At 64.4% G+C, this 15981-nt stretch carries 12 protein-coding genes; 7 read left to right on the top strand and 5 right to left on the bottom strand.

Going from position 1 to position 15981, the window contains the following annotated elements:
- Positions 1-3 precede the first annotated feature (3 nt).
- Both XH88_RS07070 and XH88_RS07065 read right to left on the bottom strand, forming a co-directional pair.
- On the bottom strand, positions 4-582 hold the full coding sequence (locus tag XH88_RS07070) for a YdcF family protein (RefSeq protein WP_442868419.1): 579 nt from the start codon (positions 580-582) through the stop codon (positions 4-6).
- Between the two features lie 86 nt (positions 583-668).
- Positions 669-1256 (bottom strand): hypothetical protein, encoded by a 588-nt coding sequence (locus XH88_RS07065; RefSeq protein WP_271614775.1) that lies wholly within the window; start codon positions 1254-1256, stop codon positions 669-671.
- A gap of 64 nt (positions 1257-1320) precedes the next feature.
- Between XH88_RS07065 and XH88_RS07060 the strand changes: the two genes are divergently transcribed.
- Complete coding sequence (locus XH88_RS07060) at positions 1321-1755, top strand: hypothetical protein (RefSeq protein WP_271614686.1); 435 nt, start codon at positions 1321-1323, stop codon at positions 1753-1755.
- Positions 1756-1759: 4 nt separating this feature from the next.
- Here the strand turns inward: XH88_RS07060 and XH88_RS07055 are convergent, their stop codons facing one another.
- Both XH88_RS07055 and XH88_RS07050 read right to left on the bottom strand, forming a co-directional pair.
- A complete protein-coding gene (locus tag XH88_RS07055) occupies positions 1760-4159 on the bottom strand; it encodes a bifunctional diguanylate cyclase/phosphodiesterase (RefSeq protein ID WP_271614685.1) in 2400 nt (799 codons plus the stop codon).
- Between the two features lie 104 nt (positions 4160-4263).
- On the bottom strand, positions 4264-5676 hold the full coding sequence (locus XH88_RS07050) for an MFS transporter (protein WP_271614684.1): 1413 nt from the start codon (positions 5674-5676) through the stop codon (positions 4264-4266).
- Between the two features lie 309 nt (positions 5677-5985).
- Here XH88_RS07050 and XH88_RS07045 point away from each other — a divergent pair, with 309 nt between their 5' ends.
- Complete coding sequence (locus tag XH88_RS07045; protein ID WP_271614683.1) at positions 5986-7125, top strand: MFS transporter; 1140 nt, start codon at positions 5986-5988, stop codon at positions 7123-7125.
- A gap of 65 nt (positions 7126-7190) precedes the next feature.
- On the opposite strand, the gene XH88_RS07040 is transcribed toward XH88_RS07045, so the two are convergent.
- A complete protein-coding gene (locus XH88_RS07040; RefSeq protein ID WP_271614774.1) occupies positions 7191-7697 on the bottom strand; it encodes a YciE/YciF ferroxidase family protein in 507 nt (168 codons plus the stop codon).
- A gap of 424 nt (positions 7698-8121) precedes the next feature.
- On the opposite strand from XH88_RS07040, the gene XH88_RS07035 reads away from it, so the two are divergent.
- The 5 genes from XH88_RS07035 (at position 8122) to XH88_RS07015 (ending at position 15975) form a co-directional block, all read left to right on the top strand.
- On the top strand, positions 8122-9204 hold the full coding sequence (locus XH88_RS07035) for a lysylphosphatidylglycerol synthase transmembrane domain-containing protein (protein ID WP_271614682.1): 1083 nt from the start codon (positions 8122-8124) through the stop codon (positions 9202-9204).
- Between the two features lie 110 nt (positions 9205-9314).
- A complete protein-coding gene (locus XH88_RS07030; RefSeq protein ID WP_271614681.1) occupies positions 9315-11267 on the top strand; it encodes a hypothetical protein in 1953 nt (650 codons plus the stop codon).
- Positions 11268-11490: 223 nt separating this feature from the next.
- Complete coding sequence (locus tag XH88_RS07025; RefSeq protein ID WP_271614773.1) at positions 11491-12966, top strand: DUF1800 domain-containing protein; 1476 nt, start codon at positions 11491-11493, stop codon at positions 12964-12966.
- Between the two features lie 15 nt (positions 12967-12981).
- Entirely contained in the window at positions 12982-14175 is a 1194-nt protein-coding gene (locus tag XH88_RS07020; RefSeq protein WP_271614680.1) for a DUF1501 domain-containing protein, read from the top strand.
- A 201-nt stretch (positions 14176-14376) separates the two neighbouring features.
- Positions 14377-15975 carry an alkaline phosphatase family protein gene (locus XH88_RS07015; RefSeq protein WP_271614679.1) on the top strand — a complete coding sequence of 533 codons (1599 nt, stop codon included), beginning with the start codon at positions 14377-14379 and terminating at the stop codon, positions 15973-15975.
- Positions 15976-15981: the final 6 nt, after the last annotated feature.

The raw sequence follows: 15981 nt of genomic DNA, 5'->3' as shown, positions 1-15981 counted from the left end.
CCGTCAGCGCTCCGGCCATTCAGCGATAAAGCCCCTCGCCTTGTACCGCTCGATCTTGTCCCATTCGTGCAGGACACGCCGGCGAAACTCGGCGTCGGTGTGCCAGAGCATGCGCGGCGTCGCAAAACTGTCGACGGTGAGCAGCAGCTTCGTCACCTCGGGCCAGTGCCGGTGCAGCGTCATGGGATAGCGTCGCGCAGTCCAGGTGTTGCCGAGGCAGATCACGGTGCGGATATTGTGCAGTCCCAGTGCCGCGTCGATAACAGGCAGCGAGAAGATCACGTTCTCGCCGGTGTTCATTGCACGGTGCTCCTCGAGGATCCGATTTGCCGGAATGCCCGCGGCGACCATCGCCGCCTTGATGATCGTGCACTCGGATTGCTCCGAGCCCGGCGTCACGCCACCGCTGACAACCGACCAGCGGAAATAGCCTTCGCGCCACAGCCGCGCGGCGGCTTCGACGCGGAGAGCTACATCCTCGCGGGTGCCGAACAGAAACAACAGGTCGGCCGGCACAAGGGGCGTGTCGATCAGATGGGTGCGATTGATCTCGGCGATCTCGTCCGCCGTCGGCAGGCGCATGCTGCGAATCCCGTCAGTCATTGCAGCAGGATGCGGGGCGGGCGGGCGACTGCGAAGTCACGTTTGATTGCGTCCTATTGCAGGCGCTACGGCAGCAAGGATCGCGGCAATTGCTCGAAACGATAGCGCCGCGGCTGGTTGCGTTGGACGAAGCCGCCGACCTGCCAGGCGAACAGCGCAGCAAAGCCGAGGATGAACAGCACGCCGGCGAATTCGCCTGTCATGAGCGCGCGGATCAACAGCGTGGCCATCACCACCGCCAGCAGCGCCAGGAACGCCAACACCGCCGCGTAGGTCTTGGCGCCGAGGCCGGCAGTCAGCTCGGCCCGGCTGCCGGCCTTTGCCATCCGCGCGTGCAGCGCGACGATGAACTCGCGAAACCCGCTGTCCTGCGGCGCCATCAGCGCCGCGGTCTGCCAGCTCGTCGACAGGATCGCGATGCGGCCACCCTCGGCGTGGCTGATATCGGCGCGAAAGCGGTGCTGCTGCATCGAGACCGGACGGAACGACAGCCTGATTGTACTGATCTCGTCATAGCGCCAGAGGCCCGAGCGACCGCCGACGTGCCAGGACAATCCCGCCTCCGTCAGCTCGAAGCGATGCGCCGAACCGATCAGCGACGCCTTGTAGGCATAGCTCGTGACCCGGTCGTCTCGCGCGTCCGAAACCTGCATCTCGATCATCATCCCGTCCGCGATCCGCTTGCGCGACCGCCCCTGCCCATCCTACAAGCGAGGCATGGCTGAGACGATCTATTTCCCGCGTCACCTGATTCTCGGAGCCGCCATGATCGCGGGCGTGCTGCTCGCGCTCGCGGTGCACATGCTCGGCGCGCGCTATGGGCTCGACCTCGGCGGCCTCTGGCGCGCCGGCACGCGCGAGTTCGTGCCGACGGGCGCGGCGATCGCATGGTGGCTGATCGCGACGGTCGGATTCTCCGGTGGCTATTTCACCGCTACCTTGATGCAGAGCGCCGTCTCGGGCCAGATCCCGCAACGGATGCGGCAATTCCTGATCGCGGTCGGCGTGCTCCTGCTTGCGGGCGCAGGGCAAGCGGCCTCGGCGCCGAGCCCGATTCCGACCATTTCCGGCGTGCTGGCGGGGCTCGCGGCGCTCTGTCTCGGCGCCGTGATGGCATTTTGCGGCGCGCATTTCGCGCTGCGCCGCGGCTAGCCGATCAGCCTGCAGCGCGCAGCTGCGGCCGTTCCAGCATCATCGCGACATCGGAGGCCGGCCGCGGCTGGCTGAACAGGAAGCCCTGTGCCTGGGTGCAGCCCTCGCGCCTCAGCAACTCGAGTTGCGTGGCGTTCTCGACCCCCTCCGCCGTGGTGACGATGCCGAGGCTGCGGCCAAGGCCGGTCACGGCGCGGATGATCGCGATCGAATCCTCGCGCGTGGCGAGCTCGGACACGAAGGAACGGTCGATCTTGATCTTGTCGAACGGGAAGCTGCGAAGGTAGCTCAGCGACGAATAGCCGGTGCCGAAATCGTCGAGCGAGATGCGCACGCCCATGGCGCGCAGCTCGTGCAGCGTTGTCAGCGTCGCCTCGCTGTTCTGGAGCAGCACGGATTCCGTGATCTCGAGCTCGAGGCGGCCCGACGCGAGCCCGGATTGTTCCAGGGCCTCGGTCACGGATGCGATCAGGTTCGGATTCCTGAACTGCACCGGCGAGAGGTTGACGGCAACGCCGATGTCGTCCGGCCAGGCCGCGGCGTCCGCACAGGCTCGGCGCAACACGAGCTCACCGAGTTGCACGATGAGTCCCGTCTCTTCGGCGAGCGGAATGAAGTTGAGCGGCGAGATCAGACCGCGCTCCGGATGCTTCCAGCGCAACAAGGCTTCGAACGCGACGACGCGATCGCTGACGACGTCGCGGATCGGCTGATAATACGGCTGAAACTCATTGCGCTGGAGCGCCGCCCGCATATCCATCTCCAGCAGACGCCGCGCCTGCGCGCGCGCATCCATTCCGGTCTCGAAGAAGCGATAGGTGCCGCGGCCGTCGGCTTTGGCCCGGTACAGCGCGAGGTCGGCATTTTTCAACAGCTCGTCAGGATTGACGCCATCCTGCGGCGACAGGGAGATGCCAATCGAGACGCCGATCACGATCTGATGGCCGTCGATCTCATAAGGCGCGGAGATCACTTCGACGAGACGGCCGGCCATCGCCCGCGCGGCGGCCTCCTCCGAGCGGCCGACCTTGACCACCGCAAACTCGTCGCCGCCGAGGCGAGCCACGGTGTCGTGCTCGCCGACCGTTGCCTTCAGCCTGCGGCCCACCTCCTTCAGCAGCGCATCGCCGATCGGATGGCCGAGCGAGTCATTGATGTCCTTGAAATGGTCGAGGTCGAGGCAGAGCACCGCAAGCTGGTCGTTCGTTTCCGCCCGGCGCAATCCCTGTTCGAGCTGCTCGTGGAACAGCACGCGGTTAGGCAGATTGGTCAACGCATCATGGCGCGCCATATGCGATATCTTCGCCTGCGCCTCGAGCCATTCGGTGATGTCCTCAAAAGTGGCGACCCAGCCGCCACCCTGCATCGGCTGATTGACGACGCGGATCGAGCGGTCGAACTTGGTCACGACATCGGTCGTGGTGCGGCCCTCGCGGGCGTCGGCCACGAGGCGCGCGAAGAATTCGTCCGCATCGCCCGTCCACTGTCCCCTCGCCTGCTCTTCCCTGATCACGTCGACCAGGAATCGGCCGGTGAGCGACATGCCGGTGCGCCCGAGCATCTGCGCATAGCGCTCGTTGAACAGGATAATCTTGCCCTCCGCGTCGAACATGCAGAGCCCTTGCGACATGTTCTCGAGCGCGGTGTCCAGCACGATCTGCTGGCGTCCCAGTTCGCCCTTGGCACGGCGGTCAAGCAACGCCGCAACCAGCGCAATCGCTATGATCGCAACCGCCGCCCCGGCAGTGAGGAACGACATCGAGGCCGGTGGGATCGACAGCCCGCTGACCACCAGGGCGGGATCGGGGGTCAACTCCAATGCGCCCATCGCAGTGAAATGGTGGGAAACAATGGCTACCGTCAACAGGACCGTCGCGCCAAGCGCGTTGGGCAGGCCATCGCCTCGTCCTGCAACGAACAGAGCGCAGGACCCGAAGACGATGCCGAGCAGGATCGATACCGTCACTGTTCCGGCGGTCCAGCCGACATGGGCGGGAATCTCGAACGCCATCATGCCGGTGTAGTGCATTGCTGCCACGCCACCGCCAACGACGGCGCCTCCGGCCGCGATCAGCACTCTGCGCGTCGTTGAAACAGAGATGCTGAGACCGATGAAGGTGACCGAGATCGCAAAGATCAGCGACAGGACCGTGACCGGGATATTGTAGGCGCCGCCCGCACCCGGCCCATAGGCCTGCATCGCGATGAAATGGGTTGCCCAGATGCCGCAGCCAGCCACGATGGCATCCAGCGTGATCCAGACCAGGCGGGCGCCACCGCGCGCCGCTCGCGCGCGATGAAACAGGCTGATCGCCGCAGCGCTCGCGAGCAGGCACACCGCCCCGCCAAGTGCGACTAGCCGCCAATCATGCTGTTCAGTAAGACAAATCAGAATTTGATGCATTGACGGCCCCTCTTACAATCGCACTAGAGCGGCAAAGGGTAGACGGTCGGTAACCAGCTATGCCCCGACTCCTGGAATGGTGAACAAAGAATGTGCGAAGCTGCTCACATTGGGCGTGCTGGCCTCCTCGCACCGAGGCCGATCACGGCAGCCGCGATCAACAGCACTGCCGCCGATATGATGAGCGACTGGTGAAGACCTGCCATGAACGCGCGGTCGGAAGCGATCAGCGAGCCGAACAGCGCGACGCCAAGGACACTGCCCGTCTGCCGGGTCGCATTGAGAACGCCGGCGGCGATACCTGAGCGCGCCTTCTCGACACTGCCGAGCAAAGTCGCGGTCAGCGGCGGCACCAAGAGTCCGAGCCCGCCGCTGATCGCGACCATTTGCACAAGGATCGCCCAATAGCTCGTCCCGGCCGCGATCCAGACGAGGCCGAGGCAGCCAAGCGCGGAGATGGAGGCGCCGACGACGATGGTCGGGCACGGGCCGATGCGTTCGGCGAGCCGCGGCGCCAGCAGATTGACCGGCAGCACAGCGCCCATCATCGGCACGAAAGCAAGCCCGGTCCACCACGCTGACAGCCCGTTGATGCGCTGAAAGTAGAGGCTCAGCACGAAGATGAGGCCGTAGATCGCAATATTGACGAGGAGCCCGACGATCGTGGTCAGGGTGAACAGCCGGTGACTGAACAAGGACAGCGGCAGCATCGGCTGCGTCGTGCGGCTCTCGCGCCAGACGAACAGCGTCGCAAGCACCGCCGAAGCCACGAACGCCGCGATCACGGCTGGATGGTCGCATCCGAGCGCGCCTGCTTCGATGACCGCGCCGGCGAGCGAGCCGAGCGCGCCGATCGCGGCAAGCTGGCCGGGCAGGTCGATCTCGCGCGAGCGCGCGCGGGTGGTCTCGCCCGCGTAGAGCCAGCTCAGCCACAGACCGGTGAGGCCGATCGGCAGGTTGACCAGGAAAATTGCGCGCCAGCCGACCAGGGTGATCAGCGCACCTCCGACGCAGGGACCGGCAGTCAGCGCCAGGCTTGCACCTGCAGCCCAGACCGCTACGGCGCGGCCACGCGCGCGGTCGTCGGTATAGGCGTGGTTCAGCAGCGCCAGCGAATTCGGTACCAGGATCGCCGCCGCCAGCCCCTGGACCAAGCGTGCGCCGATCAACACGATGGCATCGGGCGACAGCGCGCACGCCAGCGAGGCCGCGGTGAAGATCGCAAATCCCACCATGAAGATCCGCTTGGCGCCAATGCGGTCGCCGAGCGCGCCGGCTGTCAGGATGAAGGCGGCGAAGGCGATGGTGTAGGCACTGACCACCCATTGCAATTCGGCGACGCCGCCGCCCAGCGTCTTGCCCATCGCATCGAGCGCAGTGTTGACGATGGTGACGTCGAGCTGCACCACGCCATAGCCGAGGCTCATCGCGGCCAGCGTGAGCGAGGTTGCAGTTGGGGCGCCTCGCGCGTTCCACTTTATCGGAAAGGATTGCAGCTGGAGAAATTCTGCCGGCATGGTCCACCTCGTGTTTGCGGGTGAACGCCACCGTTAGGCTTTCGTTGCGGGATCATGCTTCGCCCATGATCGAAGCATCATCGCGCGGCGGAAACGTATCCTGGGATGGAAAGCATTGACGCCTCTCGCTCTGCTTGCGGTGCAAACCCCGTCCGCACGGGGGCATGGGAACAGCGCAAGATTACGCGGTGTTGACCCCGTTATTGCTTTCAAGGCAGTGAAGTCATGGCAAGAGCTGGCAGCACTTCAGTTCCGTCAATCGCAAAATCAGAGTTCGGCAGGACAGCAACCATCATTGCTGTCGGATGCATGATCGGCGCACTGTTCGCCGGCAGTACGGTCGCAACCCCACTCTACATTATCTACAAGCAGCAGCTGGGTTTCTCCCAGATCACCTTGACCCTGATCTATGCCGTCTACGTCCTCGGAAATCTGACCGCACTCCTGATATTCGGCCGGATGTCCGATCAGGTCGGGCGGCGGCGCACCGCGGTCATTGCCATCGGCATCGCCATCGTGGGCGCACTCGTGTTCCTGTTCGCGCACGGGGTCGCCTCGCTCTACGTTGCACGGGTGCTGAGCGGCCTTGCGATCGGGATTGGCGCCGGAACCGGTACCGCGTGGCTTGCCGAACTGATCGCCGAACGAGACCGCTCTCGCGCCACGGTGATCGCAACGATCGCAAACTTCGCAGGCCTCGGTCTCGGTGCACTGGTCGCCGGCTTGCTCGCCGAGTATGTCGCACTTCCTCTGCGGACGCCGTTCATCGTCTATCTCGCGGTGCTGGTCGTCGTCGCCACGCTGCTCGCCTTCGCGCGCGAGACAGTCGATCGTCCCTTGGCCGCCTTCGCGCGACTGTCGATCCGGCCGCGCGCGGGCGTTCCGTCATCGATCCGGCCGCGTTTCGTCGCGCCCGCCGTCACAGGCTTCGGCGCCATGGCCCTCGTCGCCTTTTTCGCAGCGCTCGCGCCGAGCGTTCTCGCTGGCGAGCTGCATGTCACCAGCCACGCGGTCGCGGGCGCGATCTTCCTTGAACTTGCTTCTGCCGTCGCGCTCGTCATTGCCCTGACCCGGCCGGTGTCGAGCCGCGCTGCAATGCTATGGTCGCTCGGACTGATGTTGCCGAGCCTCGTTCTGCTCGTGACCGCGCAGTTCGCGGAATCGCTCGGCGTCATGATCGCGGCGACCGCAACCTGCGGCGTGGCAGCGGGCCTCGGCTATCGCGGCAGCCTGCAGGTGGTGAACCAGATCGCACCGAACGATCGTCGCGCCGAAGTGGTGTCGGCCTATTTCATCTGCTGCTTTCTCGGCAACGCGCTTCCGGTGATCGGAATTGGCGTTCTCTCGACCCTGATCAGCTCGACCGTCGCAAGCCTGGTCTTCGCGACGACGATTGCGGTCTTTGCGATCGTTGCGGTGGCGTTCGGGCTGAAATACCAGGCCGATTAGATCCAGCCGAAAAAGAGACGCCGCGCGTGTTGCGCGGCGTCTCCGGACCGAGGCCATCTTGGCCCTTAGCTCGCCGCCCGCAGGTTCACCTTGCTCTCGGCCAGCGACGTCAGCTTCTTGTCGGTCGCCTTCTCTTCCTCGAGCGTCTTGGCGAGAACGGCGGCGCAGTCGCTGCGGCCGAGCTTCTTGGCCCACGCAATCAGGCTGCCGTAGCGGACGATCTCGTAGTGCTCCGCAGCCTGCGCCGCGTTGATCAGCGCCGCATCGAGCACCGCCTTGTCCGCGACGTCGCCCGCGGTCTCATCGGCCTCCTCGATGATGCCGTCGATCGCCGGGCAATCCACCGCCTTCACCTGGGCGCCATGCATCTTGAACACTTCTTCAAGCCGTTTGACGTGCTGCTTGGTTTCCTCGAGGTGCGTCAAAAAGCCCTGCTTCAGCTGCGGATCGGTGGCCTTGTCTGCCATTTTCGGCAGCGCCTTGGTGAGCTGCTGCTCGGCATAGTAGATGTCCTGAAGCTGATGCACGAACAGGTCGTTCATGGTCTTGATGTCTTTCGTGAACAGTCCCATCGTTCCGGTCCTCTTCGGTTTCGGGAACACGGCGGCGCCGGCCTGCACGAAAGCCGCCTGTTTCGCCATGTTCGATTGCTGATGGGGCCTAACGAACACGCGGCATCGACGTTCCGAAACAGCGCAGGTGACTTGAGCTGGAACAATGTCGGCAGGGCCCGGATATGAAATGATGTTGATGTGCGGACGCGCGGCCCGAGCTACTTACTGCGACTCGTATGCTTAACGCGCCCGATATGAACCGCGTATGACACGACCGGCTGGTCCAACGCAGAACCTATCGTTGTCAAGGGCTGCACAAGCCGCCGGTTTTGCCTTAAATGAGCTGTATCATGTCTTGCGATCGACGCCTGCCTTTGGCCACGATCGTACCCGATCTGCCAATGTCTGGCCGGATCGGATCTACCCCCCGCCGGGAGGATGAATGCACGGACTGCTGACCGCGCTGAAACGCGGCTTCAAGAGATGGATCGGCTGGCGACGGCTGGGCATTGCCGCGAGCGTGATGATCATCGCCTTCGCCGTGACCACACTCGCGCGGACCCTCCACGGGATCGATCGGAACGCCATCCTCACCGCGCTGGCCGATATCCCCCGGGGCAATATCGGCCTCGCGGCGATCTGCGTATTTTTCGCGTTCTGTACACTGACCTTCTATGACTTTTTTGCACTGCGAACGATCGGCAAGAAGCACGTGCCTTATCGCATCGCAGCGCTGTCGAGCTTCACGTCCTATTCGATCGGCCACAACATCGGCGCCACGGTCTTCACCGGTGGAGCGATCAGATTCCGCATCTACTCGGACTATGGGCTGAACGCGATCGATGTCGCCAAGATCTGCTTCCTTTCGGGCCTGACTTTCTGGCTTGGTAACATCTTCGTGCTGTCGATCGGTATGGCCATCCATCCGGATGCGGCCTCCTACATGGATCAGCTGCCCTCGTCGATTAACCGGCTGATCGCATTCGGCGGCCTCGCCTCCATCGCCGCCTACCTGGTCTGGCTCGGCATGGGCGAGAAGCGCCGCGAGCTCGGCCAGAAGGGCTGGAAGGTGGTATTGCCGTCGGCGCCGTTGACGCTGGTGCAGATTCTGATCGGAGTGGTCGATCTCGGCTTCTGCGCCTTCGCGATGTACCTGCTGATACCGGCCGATCCGCCGATCGATTTCCTGTCGCTCGCTGTTGTGTTCATCCTGGCGACGCTGCTGGGCTTCGCCAGCCATGCCCCCGGCTCGATCGGCGTGTTCGACGCGGCCATGCTGGTGGCGCTGCCCGAATTCGGCCGCGAGCAGCTGCTGGCGACCCTGCTCGTCTTCCGCATTCTCTACTTCGTGATCCCGTTCGGCATCGCCATCTCGATCATGGGCACCCGCGAGCTCTGGATGAACGTGGTCCAGCCCTGGCAGGAGCGGCGACGGCTGGCGGAAGCCTGCGCGCAGGCCAACCTGCCCAAGCAGGTGACTGCGATGGAGCACGAGCGGTCGCTGCGCCAGGCCAGCAAACGGTAAGGCTGCCAGCCATCACGCCGGCCGCGCGTGAGGGCGGCGGACAAAGGTTGCAGGCAGGCGGGCCATGCTCTCTTATTTCTGCCTCAACTTTGCCGTTGAAGACGCGGACCATGATCCCTGTTTCCCTTCGCCGATGTCTCGTGGGCGCCCTGCTGCTGGCCGGGCTGCTCTCGGTTTTGCCGCTTCAGCCCGCAGCCGCCCAGGATGCCGGCGCCATGCAGATCAATTGGGAGGTCCGCAACCGCTTTCGCCTGTTCCGGGAAGAGCGCGACTTCCTGCTGCATGTGGAGAGTGCGCGTAACCGCAGCATTCTCGCAGCCGAACAGTCGCTGGAACTCCAGAGCGAGGGCCGCGGCTGGGCTCGCAATATGGTCAACCGGCTGTGCATCGACCTCCAGGGTCGGGTCAACCAGCCCTGCACTCGTGATAACGTCAAAGAGAACTACATCACCCCGATCGACCACGCCATCACCGTGCGCCTGACCGGCGCAGTGCCGGTCGGTGCCACCTGCGCCTGGTCGTTCGACGACGGCGACGGACCGCAGACCTCGACCTTCGACTGCGCCGAGCCGGTCAATCTGCGGGTGCGCTACGGCAAGCAGACGGTGGCGACCGTCGACGTCTCCTCCGGCTCCGATCCGAGCCAGCGGATCCAGACCGAGATCCAGGTCCGCGACATCTTCATCGCCGGACTTGGCGACAGCATCGCCTCCGGCGAAGGCAATCCGGACCGGCCGCTGGCGCTGTCCGACGAAGGTTTTTGCTTCCGCTCCTATCTCGGCACCGCCGGCGCACAGTATTACCGGCCGAGCCGCGCCGGCTTCAAAGGCGGCCGCGCGTGCGAGGCCCCGGACACGCTCGCCAACTGGCAGCATTACAGCGCGGTCTGGTTCAACTCGCCGTGTCATCGTTCGCTCTACAGCTACCAGACCCGCACCGCGCTCGCGCTCGCGGTGCGCTACACCCATATCGCCGTCACCTATCTGCCGCTGGCCTGCACCGGTGCTAGCATCGGCGACGGGCTGCTCGGTTCGCAGCGCGCCCGCGAATGCCCGCCTGGCAAGTCCGGCGTCTGCAACACCAGCGTGAACGCGCAGATCGCCGAACTGCGTGAGGCGCTCACCGCGGCGAAGAAGCGCCAGCCAGACCGCAATCTCGATCTCGTGCTGCTCTCGATCGGCGCCAACGACGTCTACTTCTCCGGCCTCGTCGCCGACGTCATCGTCGACACCGCGACCGAGCGTGCGCTATTCCGTCGCTCGGGCGTGATGGCAAGCGTCGATGATTCCCGTGACGCGCTACAACGCGAACTGCCGCAGAATTTCGTCAAGCTGCGCGAGGCGCTGAAGCCACTGGTCGGCGGCGATCTCTCGCACGTCGTCTACGTCTCCTACGCCAATCCCGCGCTGGCCGACGGCGGCGTGCCCTGCCGCGGCGGCCGCGCCGGCTTCGACATCCATCCCGCCTTCAATGCCGATCCGCAGCGGCTCGCCCGCGTCTCGACCTTCGTCGACACGGAATTCCTGCCCCAGCTGAAGGGGCTCGCCACCTGCACGCGCGGCGCGCTGTGCCGCGATCCCGAGGCCGACCGCATGACCTTTGTTGACGCGCATCAGGCGGCGTTTGCCGATCATGGCTTTTGCGCCCATGCGGGCAGCGATCCCGAATTCGATCGCACCTGCTTTGCCGAGAATGGCCAGAGCTTCAACCCCGATATCGTCAGCGCGGCAAGCCAGCCGATGCTGTGCGGCCGCGGCGCCTCCGAGTACCGCGCCTATCTGCCGCGCGCACGCTGGATTCGCGACGCCAATGACAGCTATTTCGCGGCGATGACCTATCCGCAAGGCCTGCCGGCGGCGAGCCAGCCGACCGACATCCACGACGCGACCTGGGGCGTGCTCTCGGCCGTTTATGGCGGTGCCGTGCATCCCAGCGCCGAAGGACACGCCGCAATGGCGGATGCGACGCTGCCTGCTGCAAGCGCCGTGCTTGGCCTGGATGCCGTGCCGCCAAGCGTCACGCGCGGACTGTTGGCTCCGCTGCTGCCGGGCGCGCAGCAATAACCGACGGCACGGGAACCCGTTGCCCCTCGCTGGAATTTGATGGCGCTGCCGTCAATTGATTCCATTCTATTCAGGGCAGGTTCAGCCGACCGGCGCATGATGACACACGCCTGATGGGACGTGGGCGTCCTCGAGCCCGCCGGAATCGATCGTGGATAGCAGAATCGCATATCGTCGGCTGCGTTGGTCGCGTCTGGCGACGCTCGTGGCGCTCTCCGTTGGGATGGTGCCAAACATCGCCCGTGCCGACGACCTCAATACGCATGATCTCGCTTTGCTCGATCGATTGACTTTTGGCGTGAGCACCTCGAGTGCCACGCACATGCACGGCATCGGTGCCGAGCGCTGGCTCCAGGAGCAGTTGCATCCGGCCGGCAATCCGGCATTGCCCGACGCGGCCAAGGTGCAGATCGAAGCGATGCCCGACGTGCACCGCTTCCCGTTCGACATTGCGGTCGCCTTCGAACAGCAATCCAAGAGTGCCAGTCAGGTCGCCGATCCCGACCAGAAAAAGGCGGCGCAGCAGGTGTTTCAGCAGGCGATGAACGATCGCGCCAAGCAGGCCGCGGCGCGCACCATCCTGCACGCGCTCTACGCGCCCGACCAGTTGCGCGAGCGCATGGTCTGGTTCTGGTTCAATCACTTCAATGTCCACCAGTACAAGTCGAATCTGCGCGTGCTGGTCGGCGACTATGTCGATCATGCCATCCGCCCCAACTCGCTCGGCAAGTTTCGCGACCTGCTCGCGGCGACCGTGCGTCACCCCGCGATGCTGCGCTATCTCGACAATGCCGACAACGCGGCCGGCCACCTGAACGAAAACTACGCCCGCGAGATCATGGAGCTGCACACCATGGGTGTCGGCTCCGGCTACACGCAGGCCGACGTCGAGTCGCTGGCGAAGATCCTCACCGGGGTCGGCATCGACACCAAGTCGGAGGACCCGAAACTCAGGCCGGAATTGCAGCCCCAGCTCGTGCGCGAGGGCGCTTTCGAATTCAATCCGTCCCGCCACGACTACAGCGACAAGACATTTCTCGGCCACACTATCAGGGGACGCGGGCTCGCCGAGGTCGATGAAGCCATCGACATCCTGGTCCATCATCCCGCAACCGCCAGCCATCTGTCGCGCAAGATCGCGACCTACTTCGTTTCGGACAATCCGCCGGAAGCGCTGGTGCAGCGGATGGCCCAGACCTTCAAGTCCACCGACGGCGACATTGCCTCCGTTCTCGCCACCATGATCCATTCACCCGAATTCGAGGCTGCACTGAAGCCCGGCACGCGCTTCAAAGATCCCGTGCAATACGTGCTGTCAGCAGTTCGCCTCGCCTATGACGACAGGGTGATTCTGAACACCGCACCGATCCAGGGCTGGATCAATCGCCTCGGCGAAGGCCTGTTCAACCATGAGACGCCGGACGGCTATGCGCTGACCTCGGCGGCGTGGAACGGCCCTGGACAGATGATGGTTCGCTTCGAGATCGCGCGTCAGATCGGATCCGGCTCGTCCGGTTTGTTCAAATCCGACGGCCCCAACCCGATCGAGCAGCCCGCCTTCCCGCTGCTCCAGAACGCGCTGTACTTCAACGGCCTTCGCAAGACCCTCGGCCCGGCGACGCTGGCATCGCTCGACAGGGCAATCTCACCTCAGGACTGGAATACGCTTTTCCTGTCGTCACCGGAATTCATGCACTGAGCCACGGAGATCGCCATGAACCGTCGCGAGCTGATCAAGACTTTTGCTGCCCTTGCTCCGCTCACGGTGGCGGGCCGTGTCTGGGCTGCGCCGGCGACCGATGCCCGCATGCTGGTCGTGTTCTTGCGCGGTGCCTATGATGCGGCGAATGTCGTCGTACCGGTCTCGAGCGATTTCTACCGCGCATCGCGGCCGACGCTCGCCATCGCCAAGCCGGATGTCGGCAATCCCAATGCCGCGCTTGCGCTCGACGCCGATTGGGGTCTGCATCCGGCCTTGCGCGACAGCATCTATCCGCTCTGGGCCAAGCGCGAGATCGCCTTCATTCCCTTCGCCGGCACCAGCGACGATCTGACAAGGAGCCATTTCGAAACCCAGGACACGATCGAGCTCGGCCAGTCCGCCGGCGGCTCGCGCGACTATCGCTCGGGCTTCATGAGCCGGCTCGCCACTGAGCTGACGCGCGCCAAGCCGATCGCCTTCACCGATCAGCTTCCGCTGATCTTCCGCGGCAAATCGCAGGTGCCGAACACCGGCATCAACAATGTCGCAAAGCCCGGCGTCGACGACCGCCAGGCTGATCTGATCAAGAAGATGTACGCGCGGTCCGGTCTCGCCTCCTCGGTCTCTGAGGGCTTTCGGGTCCGCGACGACGTTTACCGTTCGGTCTCAGAGGAGATGAAGGCCGCCAATCGCGGCGCCGTCTCGCCGCGCGGCTTCGAATTGTCGGCACGGCGTATCGGCCGCCTGATGCGCGAGCAATTCAATCTTGGTTTCGTCGACGTCGGCGGCTGGGACACGCATGTCAACCAGGGCGCCGCCAACGGTTATCTCGCCGACCGGCTTGGTGAGCTCGGTCGCGCCCTGGTCGGCTTCTCCGAGGAAGTCGGGCCGGCAGCCTGGCGCGACACGGTGGTGGTGGTGATCTCGGAATTCGGCCGCACCTTCCGCGAGAACGGCGACCGCGGCACCGATCACGGTCATGGCAGCGTCTATTGGGTGCTCGGCGGCGGCATCAATGGCGGCCGTATCCTGGGCGAACAGGTCAAGGTCGAGCAACCGCACCTGTTCCAGAACCGCGACTATCCTGTGCTCACCGACTATCGCGCGCTGTTTGCCGACCTGTTCGGCCACGTCTTCGGCCTCGGTAACGAGAACCTCCAGCGCATCTTCACGGGCGTACACCCGACCAACCTGGCGGTAGTTTGAGTTGACGACCCCGCGCACAGAAAAATTTTCGCGTGCCGCACGGTCACGACGTCATCCAACGGTCATCGCAGCTACCTAGTTTTCCCAGCGCTACAATTTGACGCAGGAGTTGACGCCCACGGCGAGAGCGCAGGCTCTCCGCTGCGCGGAGTCCCACGCCTGCACGTCAATCGGCAACAGACATCACTGGGGAGCTCAACAATGACGATCGAAAAGCGGCCGCGCACGGCCGTCGCTATCGCTTTTGCCTCGACGCTTGGTCTTTCGCTGCTGGCTCCCTCGTTCGCGCATGCGGACGACAGGGACAAGGACAAGGGCGACGTCAAACATGTGCTGTTGATCAGTGTCGACGGCATGCATGAGGTCGATTTGCAGCGCTATGTCAGTTCCCATCCGTCGTCGAGCTTCGCAAGGCTTCTCGCGCATGGCGTACATTTCGCCGATGCGCACACCTCCCGGCCCTCAGATTCCTTCCCGGGCCTCCTCGCGTTCATGACCGGCGGCACGCCGAAGACGCATGGCGTGTTCTATGACGATTCCTACGATCGCACGCTGTTCGCGCCCGGTAGCAACTGCCAAGGCAGCCCCGGAACCGAGACGCTCTTCGATGAATCGATCGACTACGACCTGACCAAGCTCGACGGCGGTGGCGCCGCCGGGTCCGATCACATCAATCCAGCGCATCTGCCCATGCGCCTGAAGAACGGCAAATGCGAGCCGGTCTATCCGCACCAATTCCAGAGGCTCAATACCATCATGGAAGTGATCCACGAGGCGGGTCGGCGCACCGCCTGGTCGGACAAGCACCCAGCCTACGAGATCATCAGCGGTCCCTCCGGCAAGGGACTCGATGAGCTCTATGCGCCCGAGATCAATTCGACCACGGTACCGGGACAGCCCGGCGCCGACTGGACCATCGACCCGAGCTTCACGCGCAGCTATGACCAGCTCAAGGTCACCGCCGTGCTCAACTGGATCAAGGGCTTTGATCACACCGGCAAGACCAGGGCCGGCGTTCCCGCGATCTTCGGCATGAACTTCCAGGCCGTCAGCGTCGGCCAGAAAGTCACCGCCGACGGATATCTGGATGCAGCCGGAACGCCGAGCCCGCAACTCCAGGCGTCGCTCGACTTCGTCGATGCCTCACTCGGCCAGATGCTGGATGCGCTGGCGGACCAGCACCTCGCCCGTGACACGCTGGTCATCGTCGGCGCCAAGCACGGTCAGTCGCCGATCGACGTGAACAAGCTCCACATGCTGACCGGCAGCACCAATCCGAAGCTGGGCGGCGGCGCGCGCGCCGACGTGACCGATCCGGCCGACTTGCTGACGAATGGCGGCGTCGCGCTGGCGCAGGAGACCGCCGACGACGTTGCGCTGATCTGGCTCAAAAACCAGGATGACGCCGAGAAGGCCGTCGCGCTTCTCGAGGCCGACCGCAAGGGCGCCAACCAGGCTCACATCGAGAAGATCTATGCCGGCGAGCAGCTCGTCGACCAGTTCGGCGATCCGGCAGCCGGCCGTACGCCGGACATCATCATCCAGCCGATCCCCGGCACGATCTACAGCAAGAGCAAGAAGAAAATCGCGGAACATGGCGGTTTCGCCGAGGACGACACGCACGTCCTGCTCGTCGTCTCCAATCCCAAACTCGCGCCGACGCTCGTTCACGAGCGCGTGGCGAACCGGCAGGTCGCTCCCACCATCCTGAAGGCGCTCGGCCTCGAGCCGGACGAGCTCGAGGCGGTGCGCGGCGAGGACCACACCCGCCTGCTGCCGGCCGTGCGATTGAAGGACTGATCCTTC

The organism is Bradyrhizobium sp. CCBAU 51627, from assembly GCF_028128765.1.
Lineage (GTDB): Bacteria > Pseudomonadota > Alphaproteobacteria > Rhizobiales > Xanthobacteraceae > Bradyrhizobium.
The sequence above is the reverse complement of the archived record's forward strand: the minus strand, read 5'-3'. Positions and strand labels throughout refer to the sequence as shown.